Raw genomic sequence first — 22,598 nt, forward strand, 5'->3', positions numbered from 1 at the left:
ACCGATGCACGTCAGGCATCTCTCGCTGGCCGATTTCCGGTCGTACGCCCGGGCCGAGGTCTCTCTCGGGCCGGGCGTGACCGCGTTTCTCGGGCCGAACGGCCAGGGGAAGACGAACCTCGTGGAGGCCGTCGGCTATCTGGCCACGCTGGGCAGTCACCGGGTCTCCTCGGACGCGCCGTTGGTCCGGCAGGGCGCGGAGCGGGCGGTCGTGCGTGCCCAGGTGCGGCAGGGCGAGCGGGAGCAGCTGGTCGAGCTGGAGCTGAACCCGGGCCGGGCGAACCGGGCGCGGATCAACCGCTCCTCGCAGGTGCGGCCCCGCGACCTCCTGGGGATTTTGCGGACGGTGCTGTTCGCGCCGGAGGATCTTTCGCTGGTCAAGGGCGATCCGGGTGAGCGGCGCCGGTTCGTGGACGAGCTGGTGGTGGCGCGGGCGCCGCGGATGGCGGGGGTGCGCTCGGACTACGAGCGGGTGCTCAAGCAGCGCAACAGTCTGCTGAAGTCGGCGGCGATGGCGCGGCGGCACGGGGGCCGCGGGGTGGATCTGTCGACGCTGGACGTGTGGGATCAGCATCTGGCGCGGGCGGGGGCGCAGTTGCTGGCGCAGCGGCTGGATCTGCTGGCGGTTCTCGGCCCGCTGGCGGACAAGGCGTACGAGGCGCTGGCTCCGGGGGGCGGCCCCGTGGCGTTCGCGTACAGGGGCCCGGTGGCGGAGGGGGCGTCCGAGGAGGAGGGGCTTTCCGTCGGGGGCGGGGCCGCGTCCGGTGGGCGGGCAGAGGAGCTGTACGGGGCGCTGCTGGGGGCGCTGGAGGGGGCGCGCAAGCAGGAGATCGAGCGCGGGGTGACGCTGGTGGGGCCGCACCGTGACGAGGTGCTGTTGCGGCTGGGTGAGCTGCCCGCGAAGGGGTACGCGAGCCATGGCGAGTCGTGGTCGTACGCGTTGGCGCTGCGGCTGGCCGCCTACGAGCTGCTCAAGAGCGAGGGGCATGAGCCGGTGCTGGTCTTGGACGACGTCTTCGCCGAGTTGGACGCGCGGCGCCGCGAGCGGCTGGCCGAGCTGGTGGCCCCGGCCGAGCAGGTGCTGGTGACGGCCGCGGTTCCCGAGGACGTTCCTGAGGTGTTGCGGGGGGCGCGGTTCGCGGTGGCGGACGGAGAGGTGAACGCGCTGTGAGCGGTGGTGCGACGCAGGGTGACGGCCCTTCTGTGGAGCGGCCAGAGGAGGAGTCCGCGGCGGGGAAGGAGCCGCAGCCGAGCAGTGGTGTGGATCTGGCGCGGGTGGCGTTGCGGGCCGCCAAGGAGCAGGCGCGGGCGCGGGGGGCCGAGGCGCAGCAGCGTCGGCAGGCCAGGCGGGGCGGCGGCCTGCGGTCGGGGGCGCGTCGGGACGGGCGTGATCCGTTGCCGTTGGGTGCGGCTGTCAGCAGGCTGATCGCGGAGCGTGGCTGGGAGACTCCGGCGGCGGTCGGCGGGGTGATGGGGCGCTGGCCGCAGCTGGTGGGGCCGCAGGTGGCGCAGCACTGCGAGCCGCAGCGGTACGACGAGGAGGAGCGGACCTTGTCGGTGCGGTGCGACTCGACGGCGTGGGCGACGCAGTTGCGGCTGCTGGCGCCGCGGCTGGTGGCGCGGCTGAACGAGGATCTGGGGCAGGGCACCGTGAGAAGGATCAAGGTGCGGGGTCCTGAGGCGCCGCGCAGAGGGTACGGGCCGCTGCGGGCTCCGGGCAGCAAGGGGCCGGGAGACACCTACGGGTGAGGTCTTCCGGTGTGGCCCTCCGGTGGGGACGACGTGTGGGGCCGGGCGGGGCGCGGGTGGCGCCTGCGGGGTTTTCGGACCTCTGACCGAGGGGGTTTCGGGTGGGTTCGTGGGGATTTTCCGCGGGGTCGTCGCGGTGTGTGCGCGGTTCGGGACAGCCGGAGACGGGTCGAAGCGCTCAGCGCCACTGTGAAGCTCTTCGCCCCCCGGTCCAGATATGGGGAGTCGACGGACGCCAGTTCAGGGCGGCACATGCCAACTCAGGCACCGGCAAACCCCCACTCACATCTGAGTCACCGGTACACTGGGGGACTACCGCACCGTTGCGGAACATGTCGAACGACGCAGCCGCTCCGCATTGCCCTGGAGACGGCCTGTGCTGTGCCAGAAAGGGCGCTTCGTGGCCGATTCCGGCGATCTCAACGAGAACGAGCAGACGACTCCGCCGCAGCCCGCGGAGGTAACCCCCGAGCACGGCGGTGACGCCGCACCGGACCCCGCCGGCGGCGCCGCCGCGGCGCCGCCGGCCGGCACGGCCGATCCGGCTGCGTACGACGCGAGCGCGATCACCGTCCTGGAGGGTCTGGACGCGGTCCGCAAGCGTCCCGGTATGTACATCGGGTCGACGGGTGAGCGTGGTCTTCATCACCTCGTGCAGGAGGTGGTCGACAACTCCGTGGACGAGGCGCTGGCCGGCCACGCGGACACCATCGACGTGGTGCTGCTGGCCGACGGCGGGGTCCGGGTGACCGACAACGGGCGCGGTATCCCGGTGGGCATCGTCCCCTCGGAGGGGAAGCCGGCCGTCGAGGTCGTGATGACGGTGCTGCACGCGGGCGGCAAGTTCGGCGGCGGCGGGTACGCGGTCTCCGGCGGTCTGCACGGCGTGGGCGTCTCCGTCGTCAACGCGCTGTCGACGAAGGTGGCCGTGGAGGTGCGGACCGAGGGGTTCCGCTGGACCCAGGACTACAAGCTGGGCACGCCCACGGCGCCGCTGTCGAAGAACGAGGCCACGGACGAGACCGGCACGGTCGTCACGTTCTGGGCGGACGGTGACATCTTCGACACCACCGAGTACTCGTTCGAGACGCTGGCCCGCCGCTTCCAGGAGATGGCCTTCCTCAACAAGGGCCTGACCATCACCCTGACCGACGAGCGCGAGGGCCACGTCGACGAGGAGGGCAGCCCGAACGCGGTCCGCTACCACTACGAGGGCGGTATCGCGGACTTCGTGCGCTACCTCAACTCCCGCAAGGGGGAGCTGGTCCACGACACGGTGATCGACTTCGAGGCCGAGGACAGCGAGCGGATGCTGTCGGTCGAGGTCGCCATGCAGTGGAACAACCAGTACAGCGAGGGGGTCTACTCCTTCGCCAACACGATCCACACGCACGAGGGCGGCACCCACGAGGAGGGCTTCCGCGCCGCGCTGACGGGTCTGATCAACCGGTACGCGCGCGACCGCAAGCTGCTGCGCGAGAAGGACGACAACCTCACGGGTGAGGACATCCGCGAGGGTCTGACCGCGATCATCTCCGTCAAGCTGGGCGAGCCCCAGTTCGAGGGCCAGACGAAGACGAAGCTGGGCAACACGGAGGCCAAGACCTTCGTCCAGCGGATCGTCCACGAGTACCTGACGGACTGGCTGGACCGGAACCCGAACGAGGCGGCGGACATCATCCGCAAGGGCATCCAGGCGGCCACGGCGCGGGTCGCGGCCCGCAAGGCGCGCGACCTGACGCGGCGCAAGGGGCTGCTGGAGACGGCGTCGCTGCCGGGCAAGCTGTCGGACTGCCAGTCCAACGACCCGGCCAAGTGCGAGATCTTCATCGTCGAGGGCGACTCGGCGGGCGGCTCGGCCAAGTCGGGCCGCGACCCGGAGTACCAGGCGATCCTGCCGATCCGCGGCAAGATCCTCAACGTGGAGAAGGCCAGGATCGACAAGGTCCTGCAGAACGCCGAGGTGCAGGCGCTGATCTCGGCGTTCGGCACGGGGGTGCACGAGGACTTCGACATCGAGAAGCTCCGCTACCACAAGATCATTCTGATGGCGGACGCCGACGTCGACGGCCAGCACATCAACACCCTGCTGCTCACCCTGCTCTTCCGCTTCATGCGGCCGCTGGTCGAGTCCGGGCACGTGTTCTTGTCCCAGCCGCCGCTCTACAAGATCAAGTGGAGCCGGGACGAGTACCAGTACGCCTACTCCGACCCCGAGCGCGACAGCCTCATCCAGCTCGGCCGCGAGCAGGGCAAGCGCATCAAGGACGACTCGGTGCAGCGCTTCAAGGGCCTGGGCGAGATGAACGCGGACGAGCTCCGCGTCACGACCATGGACATCGAGCACCGCGTCCTGCGCCAGGTCACGCTGGACGACGCGGCCGCCGCCGACGACCTGTTCTCCATCCTCATGGGCGAGGACGTCGAGGCCCGCCGCTCGTTCATCCAGCGAAACGCCAAGGACGTCCGCTTCCTGGACATCTGACGTCGGCCCGCCCCGGCCCCGGCGGGCCCGGGGCGCCCGAAGCGTGCCGCACACAGAGAAGGACTTGATCTTCAGACATGGCCGACGAGACCCCCACCACCCCTGACGAGCCCACGCCCGAGAACGCGCCCGCGCCCGACAGCGCGCTCGTGGACACCGAGGCGGGCGCCCGCGTCGAGCCCGTCGCCCTTGAGACGGAGATGCAGCGCTCCTACCTCGACTACGCGATGAGCGTGATCGTGAGCCGTGCGCTGCCCGACATCCGCGACGGCCTCAAGCCGGTGCACCGCCGGGTGCTGTACGCGATGTACGACGGCGGGTACCGCCCCGAGAAGGGCTTCTACAAGTGCGCCCGCGTCGTCGGCGACGTCATGGGCACCTACCACCCGCACGGCGACACCTCGATCTACGACGCGCTGGTGCGGCTGGCGCAGCCGTGGTCGATGCGGATGCCGCTGGTCGACTCCAACGGCAACTTCGGCTCGCCGGGCAACGACCCGGCCGCGGCCATGCGGTACACCGAGTGCAAGATGGCGCCGCTGGCCATGGAGATGCTCCGGGACATCGACGAGGAGACCGTCGACTTCCAGGACAACTACGACGGCCGCAACCAGGAGCCGACGGTCCTGCCGGCGCGCTTCCCCAACCTGCTGGTCAACGGCTCCGCCGGCATCGCGGTCGGCATGGCGACCAACATCCCGCCGCACAACCTGCGCGAGGTCGCCGCCGGCGCCCAGTGGTACCTGGACCACCCGGAAGCCTCCAGCGAGGAGCTGCTGGACGCCCTCATCGAGCGGATCAAGGGCCCCGACTTCCCCAGCGGAGCCCTGGTGGTGGGCCGCAGCGGCATCGAGGAGGCGTACCGCACCGGGCGCGGCTCGATCACGATGCGGGCCGTGGTGGAGGTCGAGGAGATCCAGGGCCGCCAGTGCCTGGTCGTCACCGAGCTGCCCTACCAGGTCAACCCGGACAACCTGGCACTCAAGATCGCCGACCTGGTCAAGGACGGCCGGATCGGCGGCATCGCCGACGTGCGCGACGAGACCTCCTCGCGCACCGGGCAGCGCCTCGTCATCGTCCTCAAGCGGGACGCGGTGGCCAAGGTCGTCCTCAACAACCTCTACAAGCACACCGATCTACAGACCAACTTCGGCGCCAACATGCTGGCCCTGGTCGAGGGCGTGCCGCGCACGCTGTCGCTGGACGCCTTCATCCGGCACTGGGTCGCCCACCAGATCGACGTCATCGTGCGCCGCACCCGCTTCCGGCTGCGCAAGGCCGAGGAGCGGGCCCACATCCTGCGCGGCCTGCTCAAGGCGCTGGACGCCATCGACGAGGTCATCGCGCTGATCCGGCGCAGCCAGACCGTCGAGGACGCCCGCGGCGGCCTGATGGACCTGCTGACGATCGACGAAATCCAGGCCAACGCGATCCTGGAGATGCAGCTGCGCCGGCTCGCTGCCCTGGAGCGGCAGAAGATCACCGCCGAGCACGACGAGCTCCAGGCGAAGATCGACGAGTACAACGCGATCCTGGCCTCGCCCGAGCGGCAGCGGCAGATCATCGGCGAGGAGCTGCGCCAGATCGTCGACAAGTTCGGCGACGACCGGCGCAGCCAGCTGATCCCCTTCGAGGGCGACATGTCCATCGAGGACCTGATCGCCGAGGAGGACATCGTCGTCACGATCACCCGTGGCGGCTACGTCAAGCGCACCAAGACCGACGACTACCGCGCCCAGAAGCGCGGCGGCAAGGGCGTGCGGGGCACGAAGTTGAAGGAGGACGACATCGTCGACCACTTCTTCGTCTCCACCACCCACCACTGGCTGCTGTTCTTCACCAACAAGGGCCGCGTCTACCGGGCCAAGGCCTACGAGCTGCCGGACGCGGGGCGCGAGGCGCGCGGCCAGCACGTGGCCAACCTGCTGGCCTTCCAGCCCGACGAGCAGATCGCCGAGATCCTGGCCATCCGCGACTACGAGGCCGTCCCCTACCTGGTGCTGGCCACCAAGTCGGGGCTGGTGAAGAAGACCCCGCTCAAGGACTACGACTCGCCCCGCTCCGGCGGCGTCATCGCCATCAACCTCCGTCAGATGGACGACGGCCGGGACGACGAGCTGATCGGCGCCGAACTGGTCTCGGCCGACGACGACCTGCTGCTGGTCAGCAAGAAGGCGCAGTCCATCCGCTTCACCGCGACCGACGAGTCGCTGCGCCCGATGGGCCGCGCCACCTCCGGTGTCAAGGGCATGAGTTTCCGCGAGGAGGACGAACTGCTCTCGATGAATGTCGTGCGGGCGGGTACGTTCGTCTTCACGGCCACCGATGGGGGGTACGCGAAGCGGACGAACGTGGACGACTACCGGGTCCAGGGCCGCGGCGGTCTCGGCATCAAGGCCGCGAAGATCGTGGAGGACCGTGGTGAGCTCGTGGGCGCGCTGGTGGTCGAGGAGAGCGACGAGATCCTCGCCATCACGCTCGGCGGCGGTGTGATCCGCACGCGGGTCAGCGAGGTGCGGGAGACAGGCCGTGACACCATGGGCGTCCAACTGATCAACCTGGGCAAGAAGGACGCGGTCGTCGGCGTCGCACGCAACGCCGAGGCCGGTCGTGAGGCCGAGGAAGTGGAGGCCGCGGTGGGCGACCCCGAGGAGGGGGAGCCGCAGAACGCGCCCGGCTCCGACGAAGACTAGTACCGACTGGGACGACCAGGACGACGAGGACGAGGAGCAGGGCGTGAGTGGTGCTCAGCCTCAGCCGAAGGCGCAACCGCAGCCTCAGCCGCAGGCCAAGCCACCATCCCCGACGCAGCCCGAGCAGCAGCCGCACCGGCCGCCCCAGGCCTACCCCTCCCCGCAGGAGGAGCAGGGACCGGGACAGCCCGGCACCGTGCGCAAGCCCCGCACCGGGGCCCGCACGGTGCCGCGGACGCGCAAGGCACGGCTGCGGGTGGCCAAGGCCGACCCCTGGTCGGTGATGAAGGTCAGCTTCCTGCTGGCCGTGGCGCTGGGGCTGTGCACCGTGGTGGCGGTGGCCGTGCTGTGGATGGTGATGGACGCGATGGGTGTCTTCTCCACCCTCGGCGGCACCGTCAGCGAGGCCACCAGCGCCGACGGCAGCAGCGGCTTCGATCTGGAGACCTTCCTCTCGCTGCCCCGCGTCCTGGTCTTCACCTCCCTCATCGCGCTGATCAACGTCGTGCTGGCCACGGCCCTGGCCACCCTCGGTTCCTTCATCTACAACCTCTCCGCGGGGTTCGTCGGCGGTGTCGAGCTGACCCTCGCGGAGGACGAGTAGTCCCTCGTCGGGACGGCCGGGAAACCGATTTGGGACCACGGCCCCGAGTGCGCTAATCTTTCGGTGCAGCGAGCGGCTATAGCTCAGACGGTTAGAGCGCTTCCCTGATAAGGAAGAGGCCCCAGGTTCAAGTCCTGGTAGCCGCACCGAAGCCGAAGGCCCGGCCCCCTCCACAGGGGGCCGGGCCTTCGGCGTGTGGGACCCTCCCGGGCGGGCGGCGCTCGCGCGGTGACGTTTGCTCCCCCGCCCGGCCTGGTACCGGTAGCCCGTCCTGGACGTCGGGGCACCGGCGTCTCCTCGGCGAGCGGAGTGCTGTGATGACCAGTCCCGGGCCCGGGCCGGAGCGGGAGCCGCAGAACCCACCGAAGAACGGGCCGCTGAACGGGCCGGTGAACGGCTCCAAAGGCCGGCCGGAGGCCGATCCGGCGGCCGGGGGCGGCCCTGAACGCACGCCTGAGGGCGGACGTGAGCCCGTGGACGAGCCCAGGCGCGCATCAGGGCCCGAGTCCGGGTCCGAGGCCGGGGCCGAGTCCGGGCCAAGGGCCGGGGAGGGGGCGCGGCGGGAGAAGACCTCGGGGCGCAGGCCCGAGGGGCCTGCGCACCAGCGGCGCGGCGGGCTGGGGCCGACGCTGAAGCGGACGCTGGCCGAGTTCAAGGAGGACAACCTCTCCGACTCGGCCGCCGCCCTCACCTACTACGCGGTCCTGTCGGTCTTCCCCGCGCTGATCGCGCTGATCTCGCTGGTCAGCCTCGTGATGAGCCCGAAGAAGATCGTCAGCACGCTGACCGACCTGGTCAGCTCGATCGGTCCCGCCTCGGCCGTGGACACCTTCAAAAAGCCGATCGAGTCCATGGCGTCCGGCTCGGGCACCCCGGCCATCCTGCTGATCGTCGGCGCCCTGGGCGCACTGTGGACGGCCTCCGGATACGTGGGGGCCTTCATCCGCGCCTCCAACGTGATCTACGAGGTCGAGGAGGGGCGCTCCTTCTTCACGCTGCGCCCCGTACAGCTCGTGGTGACGCTGATCGCGGTGCTGCTCCAGGCGGCCCTGCTGGTCGCCCTGGTGGTCAGCGGGCCGCTGGCGAAGAAGGCCGGAGACGCGCTGGGGGCCGGTGACGCGGCGGTCACGGCGTGGAACTGGGCCAAATGGCCGGTGATGGTGCTGGTCGTCATCCTGATCATCGCCGTGCTCTACTACGCCTCGCCCAACGCCAAGCTGCGGGGCGTCACCTCGGTGCTCCCCGGCGCGGTGCTGGCGCTGGTCATCTGGCTGGTCGCCTCGGTGGGCTTCGCCTTCTACGTGGCCAACTTCGCCTCCTACAACAAGACCTACGGAGCGCTCGGCGGGATCGTCGTCTTCCTGGTGTGGCTGTGGCTGACCAACCTGGCCGTCCTGCTGGGCGCGGAGTTCAACGCGGAGCGGGAGCGCGGCAGGCAGCTCGCCGAGGGGGTGCCGGGCGCCGAGCGGGAACTCCAGCTCCAGGAGCGGTCCCGTACGAAGCGGAAGAAGCGTTCGCGCACGGCCTGAAGGCGCGCCGGGGCCCGGCTGAAGGCGCGCCGGGATCCGGCCGGGCCGACCCCTTTGTCCGTCGGGGCCGTTGGGTATCATCGGCCGCCAGGAAGTCGAATGTCTATGAAGGACGAGGTAGCGCGGTGAAGAAGCTGATCCTGGTCGCACTGGCCGCAGTCGGCGGTCTCCTCGTGTACCGCCAGATCCAGGCGGACCGCGCCGAGCAGGACCTGTGGACGGAGGCGACCGACTCCGTGCCCGCAGGTTCGGGTGTGTGAGCCCGGCCGACAGCGAACGCCAGACGAGTTTCATGAGGCCCTGACCGCCCCGAGCGGTCAGGGCCTTCGTCATGGCCTGGCCACGGGCCTGCGCGCCGGGCGGACGGGCGGGGCGGGCCGCCCGCGACGCGGCCTGGGGGGATGCTCGGGCGCGGGGAGGCGCGCGGAGCGGCTCAGTTCTGGTGCGCCTCGTAGTGCTTGACCGCGTCCGAGGTGCGGCCCGCGCCGTAGACCCGCAGGAACTCGGCCAGTTCCGGATGCGAGGCGGCCAGCGCGTTCGAGGCGTCGATGATGTCGGCGGCGTCCGATACCGAGCGCAGCAGGGCCTGGATCTCCCGTACGACGCGCTTGACGGGGGTCTGCGAGCCGCCGGCGGGGGCCGCCTGCGAGGCGTTGTTGAGCACGCTGCCGCCCGCGGTACGCCGGATCTCGTCCATCCGCCCCGTCGCGTCGGCCGCGCTCACGTCGCCGCGTGTCACCTCGGCGGCCAGCTCCTGGAGGGCCTGCACGCGCTGGACGACGGCCGGGTTCCCGATCTTTGCGCGCTGCCCGCTCATGAGCTGCGAAAGCATAGGCGCGGACAGTCCGAGCACCGTCGCGAGGCGTGCCTGGTTGAGGCCGAGGTCGTCGATCAGCCGACGGAAGAGAGTCCCCAACGGCTCGCCGTACCACTGACTCTGGAGCTCGCGCGCCTTGGCCGTCGCGTCTTGTGCTGCTGCGTCCATGAGGTCTCCCCTGGGCTCCCCTGTGTCACTTCGCTCGCGCGAACTTGCCGTGCATCCTACGGACGGCGACGGGTGCGGGCGATACCCGGTCGGAAGGAGTGCGCGGGAGCGCGTATCCTGGTGCGGACGGGGCCATAGCTCAGTTGGTAGAGCGCTGTCTTTGCATGGCAGATGTCAGGGGTTCGACTCCCCTTGGCTCCACGTCGACAAGCTCCCCTGACCTGCGACAACGCGGGCCGGGGGAGCTTTTTTCCGGGCCGGCGCCCGGCGCCTTCCGGTGCGGGGTCCCGCGGTACGTCCGCTCACAGGTGGGGTGCGGGGTCCGGCGTGGTCGCCCAGGCCACCACGTGGTCGCGGTCGGCGCGCAGTGCGCGTTCGAACAGGGCGGCGTACTCCGTCGTGCCCAGGCGCGATCGGGCCGCCGCCTGCCCCCGCTTTCGCAGCGGCGCGACCTCGGGGGTGCCGCGCTGGTGGTGGCCGACGATCTCCCAGTGCTGTGCGCCGGCGCCGTAGGCGAGGGCGGCGTGCCGCGGGGCGCCGCGTTCCGCCCAGGAGGCGGCCAGCAGCTCCAGGCCGAGCGCGAGGCCGAAAGCGGTCGCCGAGGCGGCGCTTGGAGTCCAGCATGTCCCGCGCGTGTCTCGTCGCCTCGTCCGCCCTGGGCGGTGCGGGGGGGCGTGGGGGAGGTCGAGTCCTGAGCGGGCCCGGGCGGTGGTTTCGGCGAGGCCGTGGTGGCGCAGTTGGGCCGCGGCCAGCTCCAGCGCCAGCGGAACGCCCTCCAGGCGGGCGCACAGGCGTGCGGCCAGCCGCTGTTGGGCGTCGTCCCGTACGGGGGCGCCGACCGCCTCGGCGCGCTGGGCGAACAGCGTCACCGCGTCGGTCGCGGTCTCCAGCGGCGGCACGGTGAGGACCGTCTCGCCGGCCACGCCCAGCGCCTCCCTGCTGGTGGTCAGCACCCGCAGCCCGGGGCAGGCCGCCAGCATCCGCTCGATCAGGTGACGGCACTGGGGGACGAGGTGTTCACACGAGTCGAGGACCAGCAGCACGGGCCGCTCCGCCACCCAGGCGCACACCGCGTCCAGCGGCATCCGGGAGGTGTGGTCCGAGAGGCCGAGCGCGTCGGCGACGGTGGCGGCGAGCAGTTCTTCCCGGGCAGCGGCCACAGGCCGGCCCAGTAGATGACGCCGTCCGCCTCGGGGGTGCGCGCCGAGGCCGCCCGCAGGGCCGGCCGGGACTTGCCGACCCCGGCGCCGCCGACCAGGGTCACCAGCCGCCGCCGCCCGAGTGCGTCGCGTACCCACGCCAGTTCGCCCGCCCTGCCGACGAACGACGTTGTCTCCTCAGGGATGTTTTCCGCACGGCTTCAAGTGTTCCCCCGACGCGTGTGTCCGGCGGCCACTTCGCGGTTTTCCGGGGACGAACCGCCGTGCCGCGCGGACCTGCCGGAGTATTCTGCGGCCAACTTGCAAGCGGTTTACGCTTATTCCACTCGATCGGGTGATGGTGTGGGGGTGGCGCAGCGCCACCCCCAGGGACGCTGCCTATGCTTACGGGCCGATTTCCCGGACTCCTACGGTCAGATTTCCCGGACTCCTACGGTCACAAGGTCATACGCGAGGGCACCGATGGCACCGCACAGGGACGAGAGCGCCCGCACGCTGACATCCGCGGCGGGGGAAGAGCCCCCGGGCGGCACCGTGCGCTCCCGTGCCGGTGCGGAACGGACCGTGGTGGAGCTGAGCGGGGAGATCGACCTGGCCGTGGTCCTGGCCACCACGCCGCAGCTCTACGCGCTCACCGCGGCCCCCGCACGCCGCCTCGTCGCCGACCTGCGGCCCGTGACGTTCATCGACTGCAGCGGACTCGCCCTCCTGGTGGACATCCGCTCCCGGGTGCTCGCGGGCGGCGGCACCTTCACCCTCGTGTGCGCGGACGCACGCGTGCTGCGGCTGCTGCGCATCACCGGGCTGGCCGACGTCCTGGCACCCGTACCCACGCTCCCTGACGAGGGGCCGGACGGCACGCCCCACCACGAGACGGCCGACATCGCGCCCCGCCACGAGGGGGCCGACGGCGTACCCCGCCAGGAAGGGGCCGGCCGCGCCCTCCTCCCGGAGCAGGAGGGCCGCGGCGCCCTGCCGGGCGAGGGGGCGGACAGCGCCTCGAACGCCCAGGGGCGGGAGACCTGATCAGGTCTCCCGCCCCTTCCGCTGGGCAGCCACCCCTGCGGGCCGGCACCGCGGCTACTTCTCCTTGCGCTCCCCGGCCTCGGCGTCGTCCTGCTTGGCCCGCACCTCGGGGTCGAGATCGGCGTCACCGCCGGCGGCACCCGAGCCGTTCACGCTGGTGAGCGGCGCCCGGTCGCTGACCTCGGTGGCGGCCGGCGGCTCGACCAGCCAGTCCGGGTTCGCCTGCCGGTCCCACCAGCGCCAGGCCGCGTACGCGCCGCCCGCCACCAGGCCGATCAGCCCCGCGCGCCAGACGAAGCGGCCGGTGCGGGACCGGCGGCGGCGCCGGCGCGAGAGCTTCTCGATCTCCTCGGCCGTCACCTGGCCGCGCAGCGCGGCCACCGCGGCGGCGCCGCGCGCCGCCGCTTCCTCACGGGCGGGCGCGGTGGCGGTGCGCACGTCCGCCACGGCGCTCTCGATGCGCGGGCCCGCGTAGTCGGCCGCCTTGCGGGCCGCCTTCCTGGTGCGCTTTGCGGCCCGGCCCGCGGCCTTGTCGACGTCGGCGGGCAGGGCGTCCCATGCCTGGGCGACGCGGGGTCCGACGTAGCTCTCGTAGCCTTCGCGTGCGGTGTGGCGTGCCTGTTCGGCGGCCTTGGCGACCTTGGGCCCCAGCCGCGCGCTCGCCTCCTGTGCGTAACGCGCGGCGGCGTCCTTGGCCTGGTCGGCGTGGGGCTTCACCACCTCCGCTGCGTGGCGCACGTTCTCCTTGGTGGTGCCGGTCGCGGCGCGCACGCTTTCCTTGGCGGTCACGGTTCCTCCTCTTCGGTGGCTCATGACGTGGGGCAGTCTCTCCGAAAACGGAGGACAGGAAGTCGTTTTTCCACCCCTTTCGAAGATCATGCCTGGCAGACCGCTACCGGGTACCCCCGAGTGGGCATCCGGGTCAGCCGACCTTCTTCAGCGTCCGTGGGAGGATCGGGGGAGTCAACGCAGACAGATGGAAGGTAGATCGTGGCCGAGCAGCTCCACGCCACCCTGAAGACCAACCACGGCGACATCCGGATCCAGCTCTTCCCGGACCACGCCCCCAAGACGGTCAAGAACTTCGTCGAGCTCGCCGAGGGCTCCCGCGAGTGGACGCACCCCGCGACGGGTGCCAAGAGCACCGACCGGCTGTACGACGGCACGGTCTTCCACCGTGTCATCAGCGGCTTCATGATCCAGGGCGGTGACCCGCTGGGCAACGGCACCGGCGGCCCCGGCTACGAGTTCGGGGACGAGATCCACCCGGACCTGGCCTTCACCAGGCCCTACCTGCTGGCCATGGCCAACGCGGGGCCCGGCACCAACGGCTCGCAGTTCTTCGTCACCCTCGCGCCCACCACGTGGCTGACGGGCAAGCACACCATCTTCGGTGAGGTCGCCGACGAGGCGAGCAAGAAGGTCGTGGACGCCATCGGCGGCGCCCAGACCAACCCGCGCACCGACCGCCCCGTCCAGGACGTGGTGATCGAGTCCGTCACGATCGAACGCCAGTAGGCGCGCGAGCGGACGCGAGCAGACGCGACAGCAGGAACCGTACGCCCCACCCGTCCGTATTCAGGGCGGGTGGGGTCGTGCGTGGGGGAGACTCGGAGGGGTGAGCGTGGCGCAGGAAGGACAGCCCGGGGGCGGGGCCGAGCGGGACGGCGGTTCCGGCGGTCAGGGCGGGCAGCAGGGCCCCAAGCACTGTTACCGGCACACGGATCGGGAGACCGGTATCTCCTGCACGCGCTGTGAGCGGCCGATCTGCCCCGAGTGCATGGTGCCGGCCTCCGTGGGGTTCCAGTGCCCCGAGTGCGTCAGATCGGGTTCGGGCACCGGGCACGCTCCCGGTGCGAACCGGCCGCGGACGGTGGCGGGCGGCCGGGTGACGGCGGATCCCCGGCTGGTCACCAAGGTGCTCCTCGGCCTCAACGTGGCGGTCTTCATCGCCGTGCAGGCGGTCGGCAACCGGCTGCTGGACCGGCTGCTGCTGTTCGGGCAGGCGGTCACGGAGCCGTACGGGCCGCTGGAGGGTGTCGCAGAGGGCCAGTGGTGGCGGCTGCTGACCTCGATGTTCCTGCACCAGGAGATCTGGCACATCCTCATGAACATGCTGGGCCTGTGGTTTTTGGGCCCGCCGTTGGAGGCGGCGCTGGGCCGGGTGCGGTTCGCGGGCCTGTATCTGCTCTCCGGGCTCGGCGGTGGCGCGGTCACCTTCCTGCTCGCGTCCCCGCAGCAGGCGTCGCTGGGCGCCTCCGGTGCGATCTTCGGCCTGTTCGGGGCGACGGCCGTGCTGATGCGGCGGCTGCGCTACGACATGCGGCCCATCCTGATCCTGCTGGCGATCAACCTCGTCTTCACCTTCACGTGGCGGAACATCGCCTGGGAGGCGCACGTCGGCGGTCTGGTGACGGGGCTGGTGCTGGCCTACGCGATGGTGCACGCGCCCCGCGAGAAGCGGGCACTGGTGCAGTACGGGACGGCGGCGCTGCTGCTCGCGGCGATCGTGGCGCTCCTCGTGGTGCGCACCCTCCAGCTCAGCTGAGCCCCGGGTTTTCCACAGCGTGTACGGGATCTTGTGCACGGTGTGGTACGCCCGCCCGAGATTCGCTCAGGCGTACGTTTCCCTTGGGAGTACTGGCCGAACGGGTCTTCGTACGCCACGCGACCGGTCACACCGGCGTCAACGTCCTGAAAGTTATCCACAGATCTTGTGAGTTATCCAAGGCTGTGGATCAGCTTGTGGATAACTTTCATTTCCACTGGGTGGAGACGACGAAGCCCGTCGCGATGAAGCCGAAGCCGACCACGATGTTCCAGTTCCCCAGCGCCTCGATGGGCAGCGAACTGCTCGTGACGTAGAACACGACGATCCAGGCGAGTCCGATCCCGAACATCGCCAGCATCAGCGGAGCCACCCAACGGCGCCCACCACCGCGCAGGTCGATGCTGGTGGCCTTCTTCTCCGGCGGGGGCGTGAAGTCCGCTTTCTTTCGGATACGTGACTTCGGCACGAGAGACTCTCCTGTCGATGCGCTGCTGACCGCCGCACGGCCCACGGGGACGGTGGTCCGTTAGCGTAGTGCTTTCCCAGGGCGGAGGGAGACAAGGGTACGGTGACCAGAATGCATCTCCGACCTGCCCGGCTGGCCGCCATAGGCGTCTTCGCCCTCGCAGGCCTCATCTTCTGGGTCAGTTTCAACACCGCGCAAGGCACCAACCTGCGCAGTGACTCCTCGATGCTACGGCTCAGCGACCTCATCCAGGAACGCAGCAGACAGAACGCCGAACTCGACAGTCAGGCCGCCTCACTGCACCGCCAGGTCGACAACCTCGCCCGCCGTGACGACGGCAGCACCAAGGGCCAGGACCGCGAGCTGTCGGACCTGGAGAAGGGCGCGGGCCTGACGCAGCAGAAGGGCGAAGGGCTGACCGTCACCCTCGACGACGCCCCCACCAACGCCACCGCCAAGGTCCCGGGACTCCCCGAACCCGAGCCCAACGACCTGGTCATCCACCAGCAGGACCTCCAGGCCGTCGTCAACGCCCTGTGGAAGGGCGGCGCCAAGGGCATCAAGGTCATGGACCAGCGGCTGATCTCCACCAGCGCCGTGCGCTGCGTCGGCAACACCCTCATCCTCCAGGGGCGCGTCTACTCCCCGCCCTACACCGTCAGCGCCGTCGGCGACCGCGACGCGTTGCAGCAGGCCCTCCGCTCGGCGCCCGCCATCCAGAACTACCTCGAATACGTCGACGCCTACGGCCTCGGCTGGAAAGTCGACGAGCACAAGGCGATGACTCTTCCGGGCTACTCCGGCACAGTGGATCTCCAGCAGGCCCGGCCCGTGGACTGACCACGCCGACCGGTGGGGAGTGAGGCGGGATGGCGTTACGAGCCCTCGTACGGACCCTGAGTGAGACATGCATCACCATCGGCCTCGTGATCGTGCTCTTCGTCGTCTACCTCCTCTACTGGACGGGACTGCGCGCCGAGCACGCCTCGGACGACGAGATCGCCCGGCTCCACAAGGAGTGGGCCCAGGGCCCCACGGACAGCACCCCGGCGGACGAGGGCACCGCGGGCGGCAGCCGGGAGGGCGGCCACGACGGCGGCACCCCGGGCGGCGCCGACGAACTGGCGGGCGACGGCGGCGCCGGCGGCACCGGTTCCGCGGCCCCGGGCCACCGCGCCGGCGAGTCCTTCGCCGTCATGTACATCCCCCGCTTCGGCGGCGACTGGTCCAAGCCCGTGCTGGAGAACACCGCCACGGCCACCCTGCGCAGGGGCCTGGGCCACTACACCGGCACCGCGGACCCCGGTGAGAAGGGCAACTTCGCCGTCGCGGGACACCGCCGCACCTACGGCGACCCCTTCAAGGACTTCCCCCGGCTGCGCCCCGGCGATCCCGTCGTCGTCAACGACGGCGACACCTGGTACACGTACACGATCACCGCGCGGCCCTACCGCACGCTGCCCGGCGACACCGGCGTACTGGAGTCCGTGCCGGAACCCGTCGACGAGGCGGCCACCCCCTTCCGGCGCTCCGGCCGCTACCTCACCCTCACCACCTGCGACCCGGAATGGGGCAGCAGCCACCGGCTGATCGCCTGGGGACGGCTGGACGCCACCGGGCCCACCGCCGGGGGAAAGCCGGACGCGCTCACCCGCCGAGGCCGCTGAAGCCGTACCCTGGCGCCGTTACTCTGGGGTGGGCCGAGAGGCACGCGTGCCCGAGGCGGCGCGGGAGGAGAGAGGACGGCATCGCGGGATGTACGGCTGGATCTGGCGGCATCTGCCCGGCAACGTGGTGGTGCGCATACTCATTTCGACCGTGCTGGTGGTCGGCGTCGTCTTCCTGCTCTTCCAGTACGTCTTCCCGTGGGCGGAGCCGATGCTGCCGTTCAACGACGTGACCGTCGACGGCGCCGCCGGACCCCTGGCAACCCCGCTCGTGGAAACCCCGCTTGCGGGAGGTGCCGCGTGAGCGCCCGCATCCTCGTCGTGGACAACTACGACAGCTTCGTCTTCAACCTCGTGCAGTACCTCTACCAACTCGGGGCCACCTGCGAGGTCGTCCGCAACGACGAGATCGAGCCCCGGGACGCCGTGGGCCCCTCCGCCGCGCGGGGCGGCGAGGAGGGGGGCTTCGACGGCGTCCTCCTCTCCCCCGGCCCCGGCGCCCCCGAGGACGCCGGCGTCTGCATCGGCATGGTGCGGCACTGCGCCGAACGCGGCCTTCCCGTCTTCGGCGTCTGCCTGGGCATGCAGGCGATGGCCGTCGCCTACGGCGGCGTCGTCGAGCGGGCCCCCGAACTCCTGCACGGCAAGACCTCCGTGGTCTCCCACGCGGGCACGGGCGTCTTCACCGGCCTCCCCTCCCCCTTCACCGCCACCCGCTACCACTCGCTGGCCGTACGCCCCGGCACGGTGCCCGACGCGCTGGACGTCACCGCGTGGACGGCCCCCGGCGGCGAAGCCGTCGACGGAGCCGGACTGGTGATGGGGCTGCGCCACCGCGAACTGCCCGTCGAAGGCGTCCAGTTCCACCCCGAGTCGGTCCTCACCGAAGGGGGCCACCGCATGCTCGCCAACTGGCTGGAGCGGTGCGGCGACACCGACGCGGTGGAGCGCTCGGCACGGCTGGGGGCACCTCCCGGACGTCATCCGGGGGGCGGGGGGCCCGGGGCCGTCGGCCTGGGGACGGTCACCGGGTGACGACCGGCCACGGCGAGGGTGCGCGAGGCGCGGGGAGCGCCGGAGGCACCCAGGACGCCGGGGGAGGACACGGTGCGGCGTACGACCCGTACCGTGCGGCCATCGACGCCCTCGCGGACCCGCTCAACGACCCGCTGCCGGCCCCGAGACCCCCTGCGGGGGGTCGCGTGCCCGAGCCCGCGCCGGAGCCCGTGGCTGAGCCCGGGACGGGGCTGTACGGCGCGGAGAGCGGCCAGGACGAGGCGTCGTGGTGGTTCGCCCCCGGACCGGGCGAGTTGAGCGCGGACCCGGTGCCCGGCGGCGGACAGCCGCCGCCGCTGCCGCAGCAGCCCTCCCAGCCCCGGCCCGGGCCTCAGCCGCAGGCGGGGCCGCCGCAGCCGGATCCCTACGGCCGCCCGGCGCACGGCCGCCCGGCCGCGCCGTCGCCCGGCACGTACGACCGCGCGTCCGCGCCCTACGGCGACGCCCTCCACGCCGGGCCCGCGCCGGACGCGGCTTCCGCACCACCTTCGGCTCCTGCGGGGCCCGTTGCGCCCTCGGGGCCTGCGGGGCCTGCGGGGCCCATCGCGCCTGCGAAGCACTCAGGGCCCGTTGCGCCTGCTGGGCACGCGGGGACCGTTGGGCCCGCTGCGCCTGGCGGGCCCGGTGCGCGTGCCGCGTCCGAGTGGGGCGGGCAGTCCGTGCCCTCCAGGGCGGAGGTGCCGGTGGACAGACGGGCGGAGGCGCGGGAGGACGGGCCCAGCACGCTCGGGCTGCGGGCGCCGCGGCGCGAGAGCGGCGGTCCGCCGCGTACCGAACGCCCGCCGGGGCCCTCACGGCTGGAGGCCCGCAGGGCGGCGCGGGCGCTCAAGCCCGGGCCCGGGATCATCGCCAGCCGCGCCATCGGCGAGGCTTTCATCACCTGCGGCGTGCTGATGATGCTCTTCGTCGTGTACCAGGTGTGGTGGAGCAACGTCCGGGCCGACCAGCAGGCCGGCGGCGCGACCGACAGGCTGCACGAGCAGTGGGACAAGCACGAGCCGGGCAAGGGCGTCGACGACCCCGAGAGGAAGCCCGGCGCCTTCGAACCCGGTGAGGGCTTCGCCGTCATCCACATCCCGAGGATCGACGTCACCGCCCCCATCGCCCAGGGCGTCTCCAAGACGAAGGTGCTCGACAAGGGCATGGTCGGCCACTACGCCACCGAGCCGCTGAAGACGGCCATGCCGTGGGAGCGCAAGGGCAACTTCGCGCTCGCCGGGCACCGCAACACCCATGGCGAGCCGTTCCGTTACATCAACCGGCTGGAGCCGGGTGACGCCGTCGTGGTCGAGACGCAGTCGAAGTACTACACCTACAAGGTCACGCGGCAACTCCCCTCCACCTCCCCGTCCGACACGGGTGTGATCGACCCGGTTCCGCCCAAGTCGGGCTTCCAGGAGCCCGGTCGGTACGTCACGCTGACCACCTGCACCCCGGAGTTCACCTCCAAGTACCGTCTGATCGTCTGGGGCAAAATGGTGGACGAGCGTCCGCGCGGCAAGGGCAAGCCGGACGCGCTCGTCGACTGACACCGGCGGGCGGGGCCCGGTGGAAGAACGGCAACGAGGCGGCGGAGCGGTGGAGGCGGCACAGTGAGCGAGCGCAAGCGGGAGTCCGCGGAGAAGGCCGCGGACCGGGGAGAGCCCGCTGAGGCGCCTCAGGAGGGCTCCGAGGCGCCGGGTGAGGGGGCGGCCGGTGGGCCGGTACGACGGGGGCGGGTGGCCGTCGCCGTCGGCGTCGTCGGTGAACTCCTCATCACCGCGGGGCTCGTGCTCGCCCTGTTCGTCGTCTACTCGCTGTGGTGGACCAACGTCCTCGCCGACCGGCAGGCCAAGAAGGAGAGCGACCGGGTGCGGGAGCACTGGGCCGCCGACCGCGGGCCCGGCGACCTCGACACCAGGGACGGCATCGGTTTCCTGCACGTACCGTCGATGTCGGAGAAGGACATCCTGGTCAAGAAGGGCACCGACCCCAAGGAGCTCAACCAGGGCATCGCCGGCTACTACACCAAGCCCGTCAAGTCGGCCCTCCCGCAGGACCAGTCGGGCAACTTCTCCCTCGCCGCGCACCGCGACGGGCACGGGGCCAAGTTCCACGACATCGACAAGATAGACAAGGGCGACGCGATCGTCTTCGAGACGAAGAACACCTGGTACGTCTACAAGGTGTTCGAGAAGCTGCCGCAGACCTCGAAGTACAACGTCGACGTGCTCGACGCGGTCCCGGAGGGCTCGGGAAAGAAGGAGCGCGGCCGCTACATCACCCTGACGACCTGCACGCCCGTCTACACCTCGAAGTACCGCTACATCGTCTGGGGCGAGCTCGTCCGCACCCAGGACGTCGACGAGGACCGTACGGCCCCCGCTGAGTTGCGCTGAGCCCGCGTCAGGGCCGGGACCGCCCGCTCGTCCGCCGGACCCTCGCCGTCGTGATCGCGCGCCGTCGCGGCGGGCAGCGGGGTGGGGGCCGTGCCCCCGCGATCCCCGTCAGGTGACAGACGGCCGGCACCGAACGCGTCGGTGCCGGCCGAGAGCTGCGTCAAGGGCGCCGGCTCAGTGGTGACGGCGGCCGAAGTCGCCGAAGATGCCGCCGCCGTCGTCGCCCTCGTCGGGTCCTCCCGGGCGCGTCATGATGGTGATCTTGTCGCCCTTCTTGCCCTGCGTGTTGGCCGGCGGGTTGGTGCCCATCACGATCGCGTCGTCGTCCTGGGGCCCTGTCACCTTGTCGACGGCGAAGCCGGCGTCCTGCAAGGCGGACTTGGCGTCACCGAGCTTCTGGTTGGTGACGTCGGGCACGGTGGCGGGCTGGTCGTCCGGGGCCTTGGCGACGGTCAGGGTGATCGTCGTGCCCTCGGGCTGCTTGCCCTGGCCGGGGTCCTGGCGGACGACGGTACCGGCGGCCTTGGTCTCGTTCTCCTCCTCGGACTTGGAGACCTTGAAGCCGAGCGATTCGAGCTGCTGCTTGGCCTTGTCGAAGGGCTGGTCGACGACGTTGGGCACGGTCGGCCTGGACTCCGTGGCGACGGTCAGCGTCACCTTGGTGCCCTTCTTGTGCTGTTCACCCCCGGACGGGTCCTGGGAGAGGACGGTGCCGGCCTGCTGCTCGGACTCCTGCTGCTTCTTGCCGACCTTGAAGCCGGCTTCGTTGAGCTTCTGCTTGGCGTCGGCGAAGACCTCGCCCTTGACGTCGGGAACCTCGCGGGGCGCCTGGTCGCGGGGGCCCTTGGACATGATGAGGCTGACGGTGCTGTCCGCGTCGACGCTCTCCCCCATGCCGGGGTCCGTCTTGCAGACGGTGCCCTTCTTCTCGTCGCAGAACTCGCTCTGCCCCTTGGCGGCCTTCAGACCGGTGTTCTCCAGCTGCTGGGTGGCCTCGGACTGGGAGAGGCCCGCGACGTTGGGTACCTCGGCCTGGTTGTCGGGCGAGGCGAACAGCGCCCGCCCGATGAAGATGGCTCCGACGAGGACCAGGATGACGGCGAGCGCCAGCAGGATCGTCGAGAGCGGGCTCTTGCCCTTGCGGCGGCCGCGCTGCTCGTCGTAGTAGCCGCCGTCGTCCGCGCGCATCGGCGGCAGCATGGAGGTCTGGGGCTCCTGGGCGTGGAGCGCCGTGGTCGGCTGGTCCTCGGGGTAGCCGGGGTAGCCGGCGCCCATGGCGGTGGCGGCGACCGGCTGCCCGTCGAGGCATGCCTCGATGTCGGCGCGCATCTCATCGGCGCTCTGATAGCGGTAATCCGGGTCCTTGACCAGGGCCTTCATGACGATCGCGTCCGTGGCGGGCGAGATCTCCGGGTCGAAGGCGCTGGGCGGCTGGGGCTCTTCCCGTACGTGCTGGTAGGCGACGGCCACGGGCGAGTCGCCGACGAACGGGGGCCGTACGGTCAGCAGCTCGTAGAGCAGGCAGCCGGTGGAGTACAGGTCGGAGCGCGAGTCGACGGCCTCGCCCTTGGCCTGCTCGGGGGAGAGGTACTGGGCCGTGCCGATGACGGCGGCCGTCTGCGTCATCGTCATGCCGGAGTCGCCCATGGCGCGGGCGATGCCGAAGTCCATGACCTTCACCTGCCCGGTGCGGGTCAGCATGACGTTGGCGGGCTTGATGTCGCGGTGGACGATGCCGTTGCGGTGGCTGTACTCCAGCGCCTGGAGGATGCCGGTGGTCATCTCCATGGAGCGTTCGGGCAGCAGCTTGCGCCCGGAGTGCAGGAGCTCGCGCAGGGTGGAGCCGTCGACGTACTCCATGACGATGTAGGGGATGGAGACCCCGTCGACGTAGTCCTCGCCGGTGTCGTAGACGGCGACGATCGCCGGGTGGTTGAGTGAGGCGGCCGACTGGGCCTCACGGCGGAAGCGGGCCTGGAACGACGGATCGCGGGCCAGGTCGACGCGGAGCGTCTTGACCGCGACCGTGCGGCCCAGCCGGGTGTCCTGGGCGAGGTAGACCTCGGCCATGCCTCCGCGGCCGAGCACCGAGCCCAGCTCGTACCGGCCGCCTAGGCGACGCGGCTCTTCCATAGTCTCCAGCCCTCTCCGGTCTTCCGTGCCGCTGCGCGTGGGACTCCCCCGGCCCGAGGCCGGGTGCTCCCCCCAGGCTTGCGACACGGCGGTGTGCTGCTCGGCATACGGTACCC

At 71.2% G+C, this 22,598-nt stretch carries 21 protein-coding genes and 2 tRNA genes; 18 read left to right on the forward strand and 5 right to left on the reverse strand.

The window, feature by feature from the left end:
- Positions 1-4 precede the first annotated feature (4 nt).
- From recF to DQ392_RS34830, 8 genes are all read left to right on the forward strand, one after another.
- Positions 5-1,171 carry a DNA replication/repair protein RecF gene (gene recF / locus DQ392_RS18885; protein WP_114016802.1) on the forward strand — a complete coding sequence of 389 codons (1,167 nt, stop codon included), beginning with the start codon at positions 5-7 and terminating at the stop codon, positions 1,169-1,171.
- Positions 1,172-1,203: 32 nt separating this feature from the next.
- Positions 1,204-1,749 (forward strand): DciA family protein, encoded by a 546-nt coding sequence (locus tag DQ392_RS18890; RefSeq protein WP_114016921.1) that lies wholly within the window; start codon positions 1,204-1,206, stop codon positions 1,747-1,749.
- A gap of 376 nt (positions 1,750-2,125) precedes the next feature.
- Positions 2,126-4,234 (forward strand): DNA topoisomerase (ATP-hydrolyzing) subunit B, encoded by a 2,109-nt coding sequence (gene gyrB, locus DQ392_RS18895; RefSeq protein ID WP_114016803.1) that lies wholly within the window; start codon positions 2,126-2,128, stop codon positions 4,232-4,234.
- 77 nt (positions 4,235-4,311) lie between these two features.
- Positions 4,312-6,927 carry a DNA gyrase subunit A gene (gyrA, locus tag DQ392_RS18900; protein WP_114016804.1) on the forward strand — a complete coding sequence of 872 codons (2,616 nt, stop codon included), beginning with the start codon at positions 4,312-4,314 and terminating at the stop codon, positions 6,925-6,927.
- A 43-nt stretch (positions 6,928-6,970) separates the two neighbouring features.
- Positions 6,971-7,531: a DUF3566 domain-containing protein gene (locus tag DQ392_RS18905; protein WP_114016805.1), complete on the forward strand. Its 561-nt coding sequence runs from the start codon at positions 6,971-6,973 to the stop codon at positions 7,529-7,531.
- A gap of 72 nt (positions 7,532-7,603) precedes the next feature.
- Positions 7,604-7,677: transfer RNA gene (locus DQ392_RS18910), tRNA-Ile, on the forward strand.
- A 171-nt stretch (positions 7,678-7,848) separates the two neighbouring features.
- Positions 7,849-9,060 (forward strand): YhjD/YihY/BrkB family envelope integrity protein, encoded by a 1,212-nt coding sequence (locus tag DQ392_RS18915; RefSeq protein ID WP_245981649.1) that lies wholly within the window; start codon positions 7,849-7,851, stop codon positions 9,058-9,060.
- A gap of 125 nt (positions 9,061-9,185) precedes the next feature.
- On the forward strand, positions 9,186-9,320 hold the full coding sequence (locus DQ392_RS34830) for a DLW-39 family protein (RefSeq protein WP_220182642.1): 135 nt from the start codon (positions 9,186-9,188) through the stop codon (positions 9,318-9,320).
- 173 nt (positions 9,321-9,493) lie between these two features.
- On the opposite strand, the gene DQ392_RS18920 is transcribed toward DQ392_RS34830, so the two are convergent.
- Entirely contained in the window at positions 9,494-10,045 is a 552-nt protein-coding gene (locus DQ392_RS18920; protein WP_114016806.1) for a helix-turn-helix domain-containing protein, read from the reverse strand.
- Positions 10,046-10,173: 128 nt separating this feature from the next.
- Between DQ392_RS18920 and DQ392_RS18925 the strand changes: the two genes are divergently transcribed.
- Positions 10,174-10,246: transfer RNA gene (locus tag DQ392_RS18925), tRNA-Ala, on the forward strand.
- Positions 10,247-10,347: 101 nt separating this feature from the next.
- On the opposite strand, the gene DQ392_RS18930 is transcribed toward DQ392_RS18925, so the two are convergent.
- Positions 10,348-11,205: a hypothetical protein gene (locus DQ392_RS18930; RefSeq protein ID WP_114016807.1), complete on the reverse strand. Its 858-nt coding sequence runs from the start codon at positions 11,203-11,205 to the stop codon at positions 10,348-10,350.
- Between the two features lie 462 nt (positions 11,206-11,667).
- Between DQ392_RS18930 and DQ392_RS18935 the strand changes: the two genes are divergently transcribed.
- A complete protein-coding gene (locus tag DQ392_RS18935; protein WP_114016808.1) occupies positions 11,668-12,231 on the forward strand; it encodes an anti-sigma factor antagonist in 564 nt (187 codons plus the stop codon).
- Positions 12,232-12,285: 54 nt separating this feature from the next.
- Here DQ392_RS18935 and DQ392_RS18940 read toward each other — a convergent pair whose 3' ends face one another.
- A complete protein-coding gene (locus tag DQ392_RS18940; RefSeq protein WP_114016809.1) occupies positions 12,286-13,020 on the reverse strand; it encodes a DUF5324 family protein in 735 nt (244 codons plus the stop codon).
- A 201-nt stretch (positions 13,021-13,221) separates the two neighbouring features.
- Between DQ392_RS18940 and DQ392_RS18945 the strand changes: the two genes are divergently transcribed.
- Positions 13,222-13,749 (forward strand): peptidylprolyl isomerase, encoded by a 528-nt coding sequence (locus DQ392_RS18945; protein WP_114016810.1) that lies wholly within the window; start codon positions 13,222-13,224, stop codon positions 13,747-13,749.
- 100 nt (positions 13,750-13,849) lie between these two features.
- A complete protein-coding gene (locus tag DQ392_RS18950; protein ID WP_425470556.1) occupies positions 13,850-14,779 on the forward strand; it encodes a rhomboid family intramembrane serine protease in 930 nt (309 codons plus the stop codon).
- Positions 14,780-14,987: 208 nt separating this feature from the next.
- Here DQ392_RS18950 and crgA read toward each other — a convergent pair whose 3' ends face one another.
- Positions 14,988-15,248 carry a cell division protein CrgA gene (gene crgA / locus DQ392_RS18955; RefSeq protein WP_114016811.1) on the reverse strand — a complete coding sequence of 87 codons (261 nt, stop codon included), beginning with the start codon at positions 15,246-15,248 and terminating at the stop codon, positions 14,988-14,990.
- A gap of 111 nt (positions 15,249-15,359) precedes the next feature.
- Between crgA and DQ392_RS18960 the strand changes: the two genes are divergently transcribed.
- The 6 genes from DQ392_RS18960 (at position 15,360) to DQ392_RS18985 (ending at position 20,349) form a co-directional block, all read left to right on the forward strand.
- Positions 15,360-16,088 carry a DUF881 domain-containing protein gene (locus DQ392_RS18960; protein WP_114016812.1) on the forward strand — a complete coding sequence of 243 codons (729 nt, stop codon included), beginning with the start codon at positions 15,360-15,362 and terminating at the stop codon, positions 16,086-16,088.
- Positions 16,089-16,117: 29 nt separating this feature from the next.
- Positions 16,118-16,915: a class E sortase gene (locus tag DQ392_RS18965; protein ID WP_114016813.1), complete on the forward strand. Its 798-nt coding sequence runs from the start codon at positions 16,118-16,120 to the stop codon at positions 16,913-16,915.
- A gap of 88 nt (positions 16,916-17,003) precedes the next feature.
- Positions 17,004-17,219, forward strand: coding sequence for a hypothetical protein (locus tag DQ392_RS18970; protein ID WP_114016814.1), 216 nt, complete (start codon positions 17,004-17,006; stop codon positions 17,217-17,219).
- On the forward strand, positions 17,216-17,950 hold the full coding sequence (locus tag DQ392_RS18975; RefSeq protein ID WP_114016815.1) for an aminodeoxychorismate/anthranilate synthase component II: 735 nt from the start codon (positions 17,216-17,218) through the stop codon (positions 17,948-17,950). Before DQ392_RS18970 ends, DQ392_RS18975 begins: the two co-directional genes overlap by 4 nt.
- 167 nt (positions 17,951-18,117) lie before the next feature.
- Positions 18,118-19,500, forward strand: coding sequence for a class E sortase (locus DQ392_RS36225; RefSeq protein ID WP_425470560.1), 1,383 nt, complete (start codon positions 18,118-18,120; stop codon positions 19,498-19,500).
- Positions 19,501-19,563: 63 nt separating this feature from the next.
- Positions 19,564-20,349: a class E sortase gene (locus DQ392_RS18985; RefSeq protein WP_114016816.1), complete on the forward strand. Its 786-nt coding sequence runs from the start codon at positions 19,564-19,566 to the stop codon at positions 20,347-20,349.
- 174 nt (positions 20,350-20,523) lie between these two features.
- Here the strand turns inward: DQ392_RS18985 and pknB are convergent, their stop codons facing one another.
- Positions 20,524-22,482 (reverse strand): Stk1 family PASTA domain-containing Ser/Thr kinase, encoded by a 1,959-nt coding sequence (gene pknB, locus DQ392_RS18990; protein WP_114016817.1) that lies wholly within the window; start codon positions 22,480-22,482, stop codon positions 20,524-20,526.
- Between the last annotated feature and the right edge of the window lie 116 nt (positions 22,483-22,598).

The organism is Streptomyces reniochalinae (assembly GCF_003323735.1).
Taxonomy (GTDB): domain Bacteria; phylum Actinomycetota; class Actinomycetes; order Streptomycetales; family Streptomycetaceae; genus Streptomyces; species Streptomyces reniochalinae.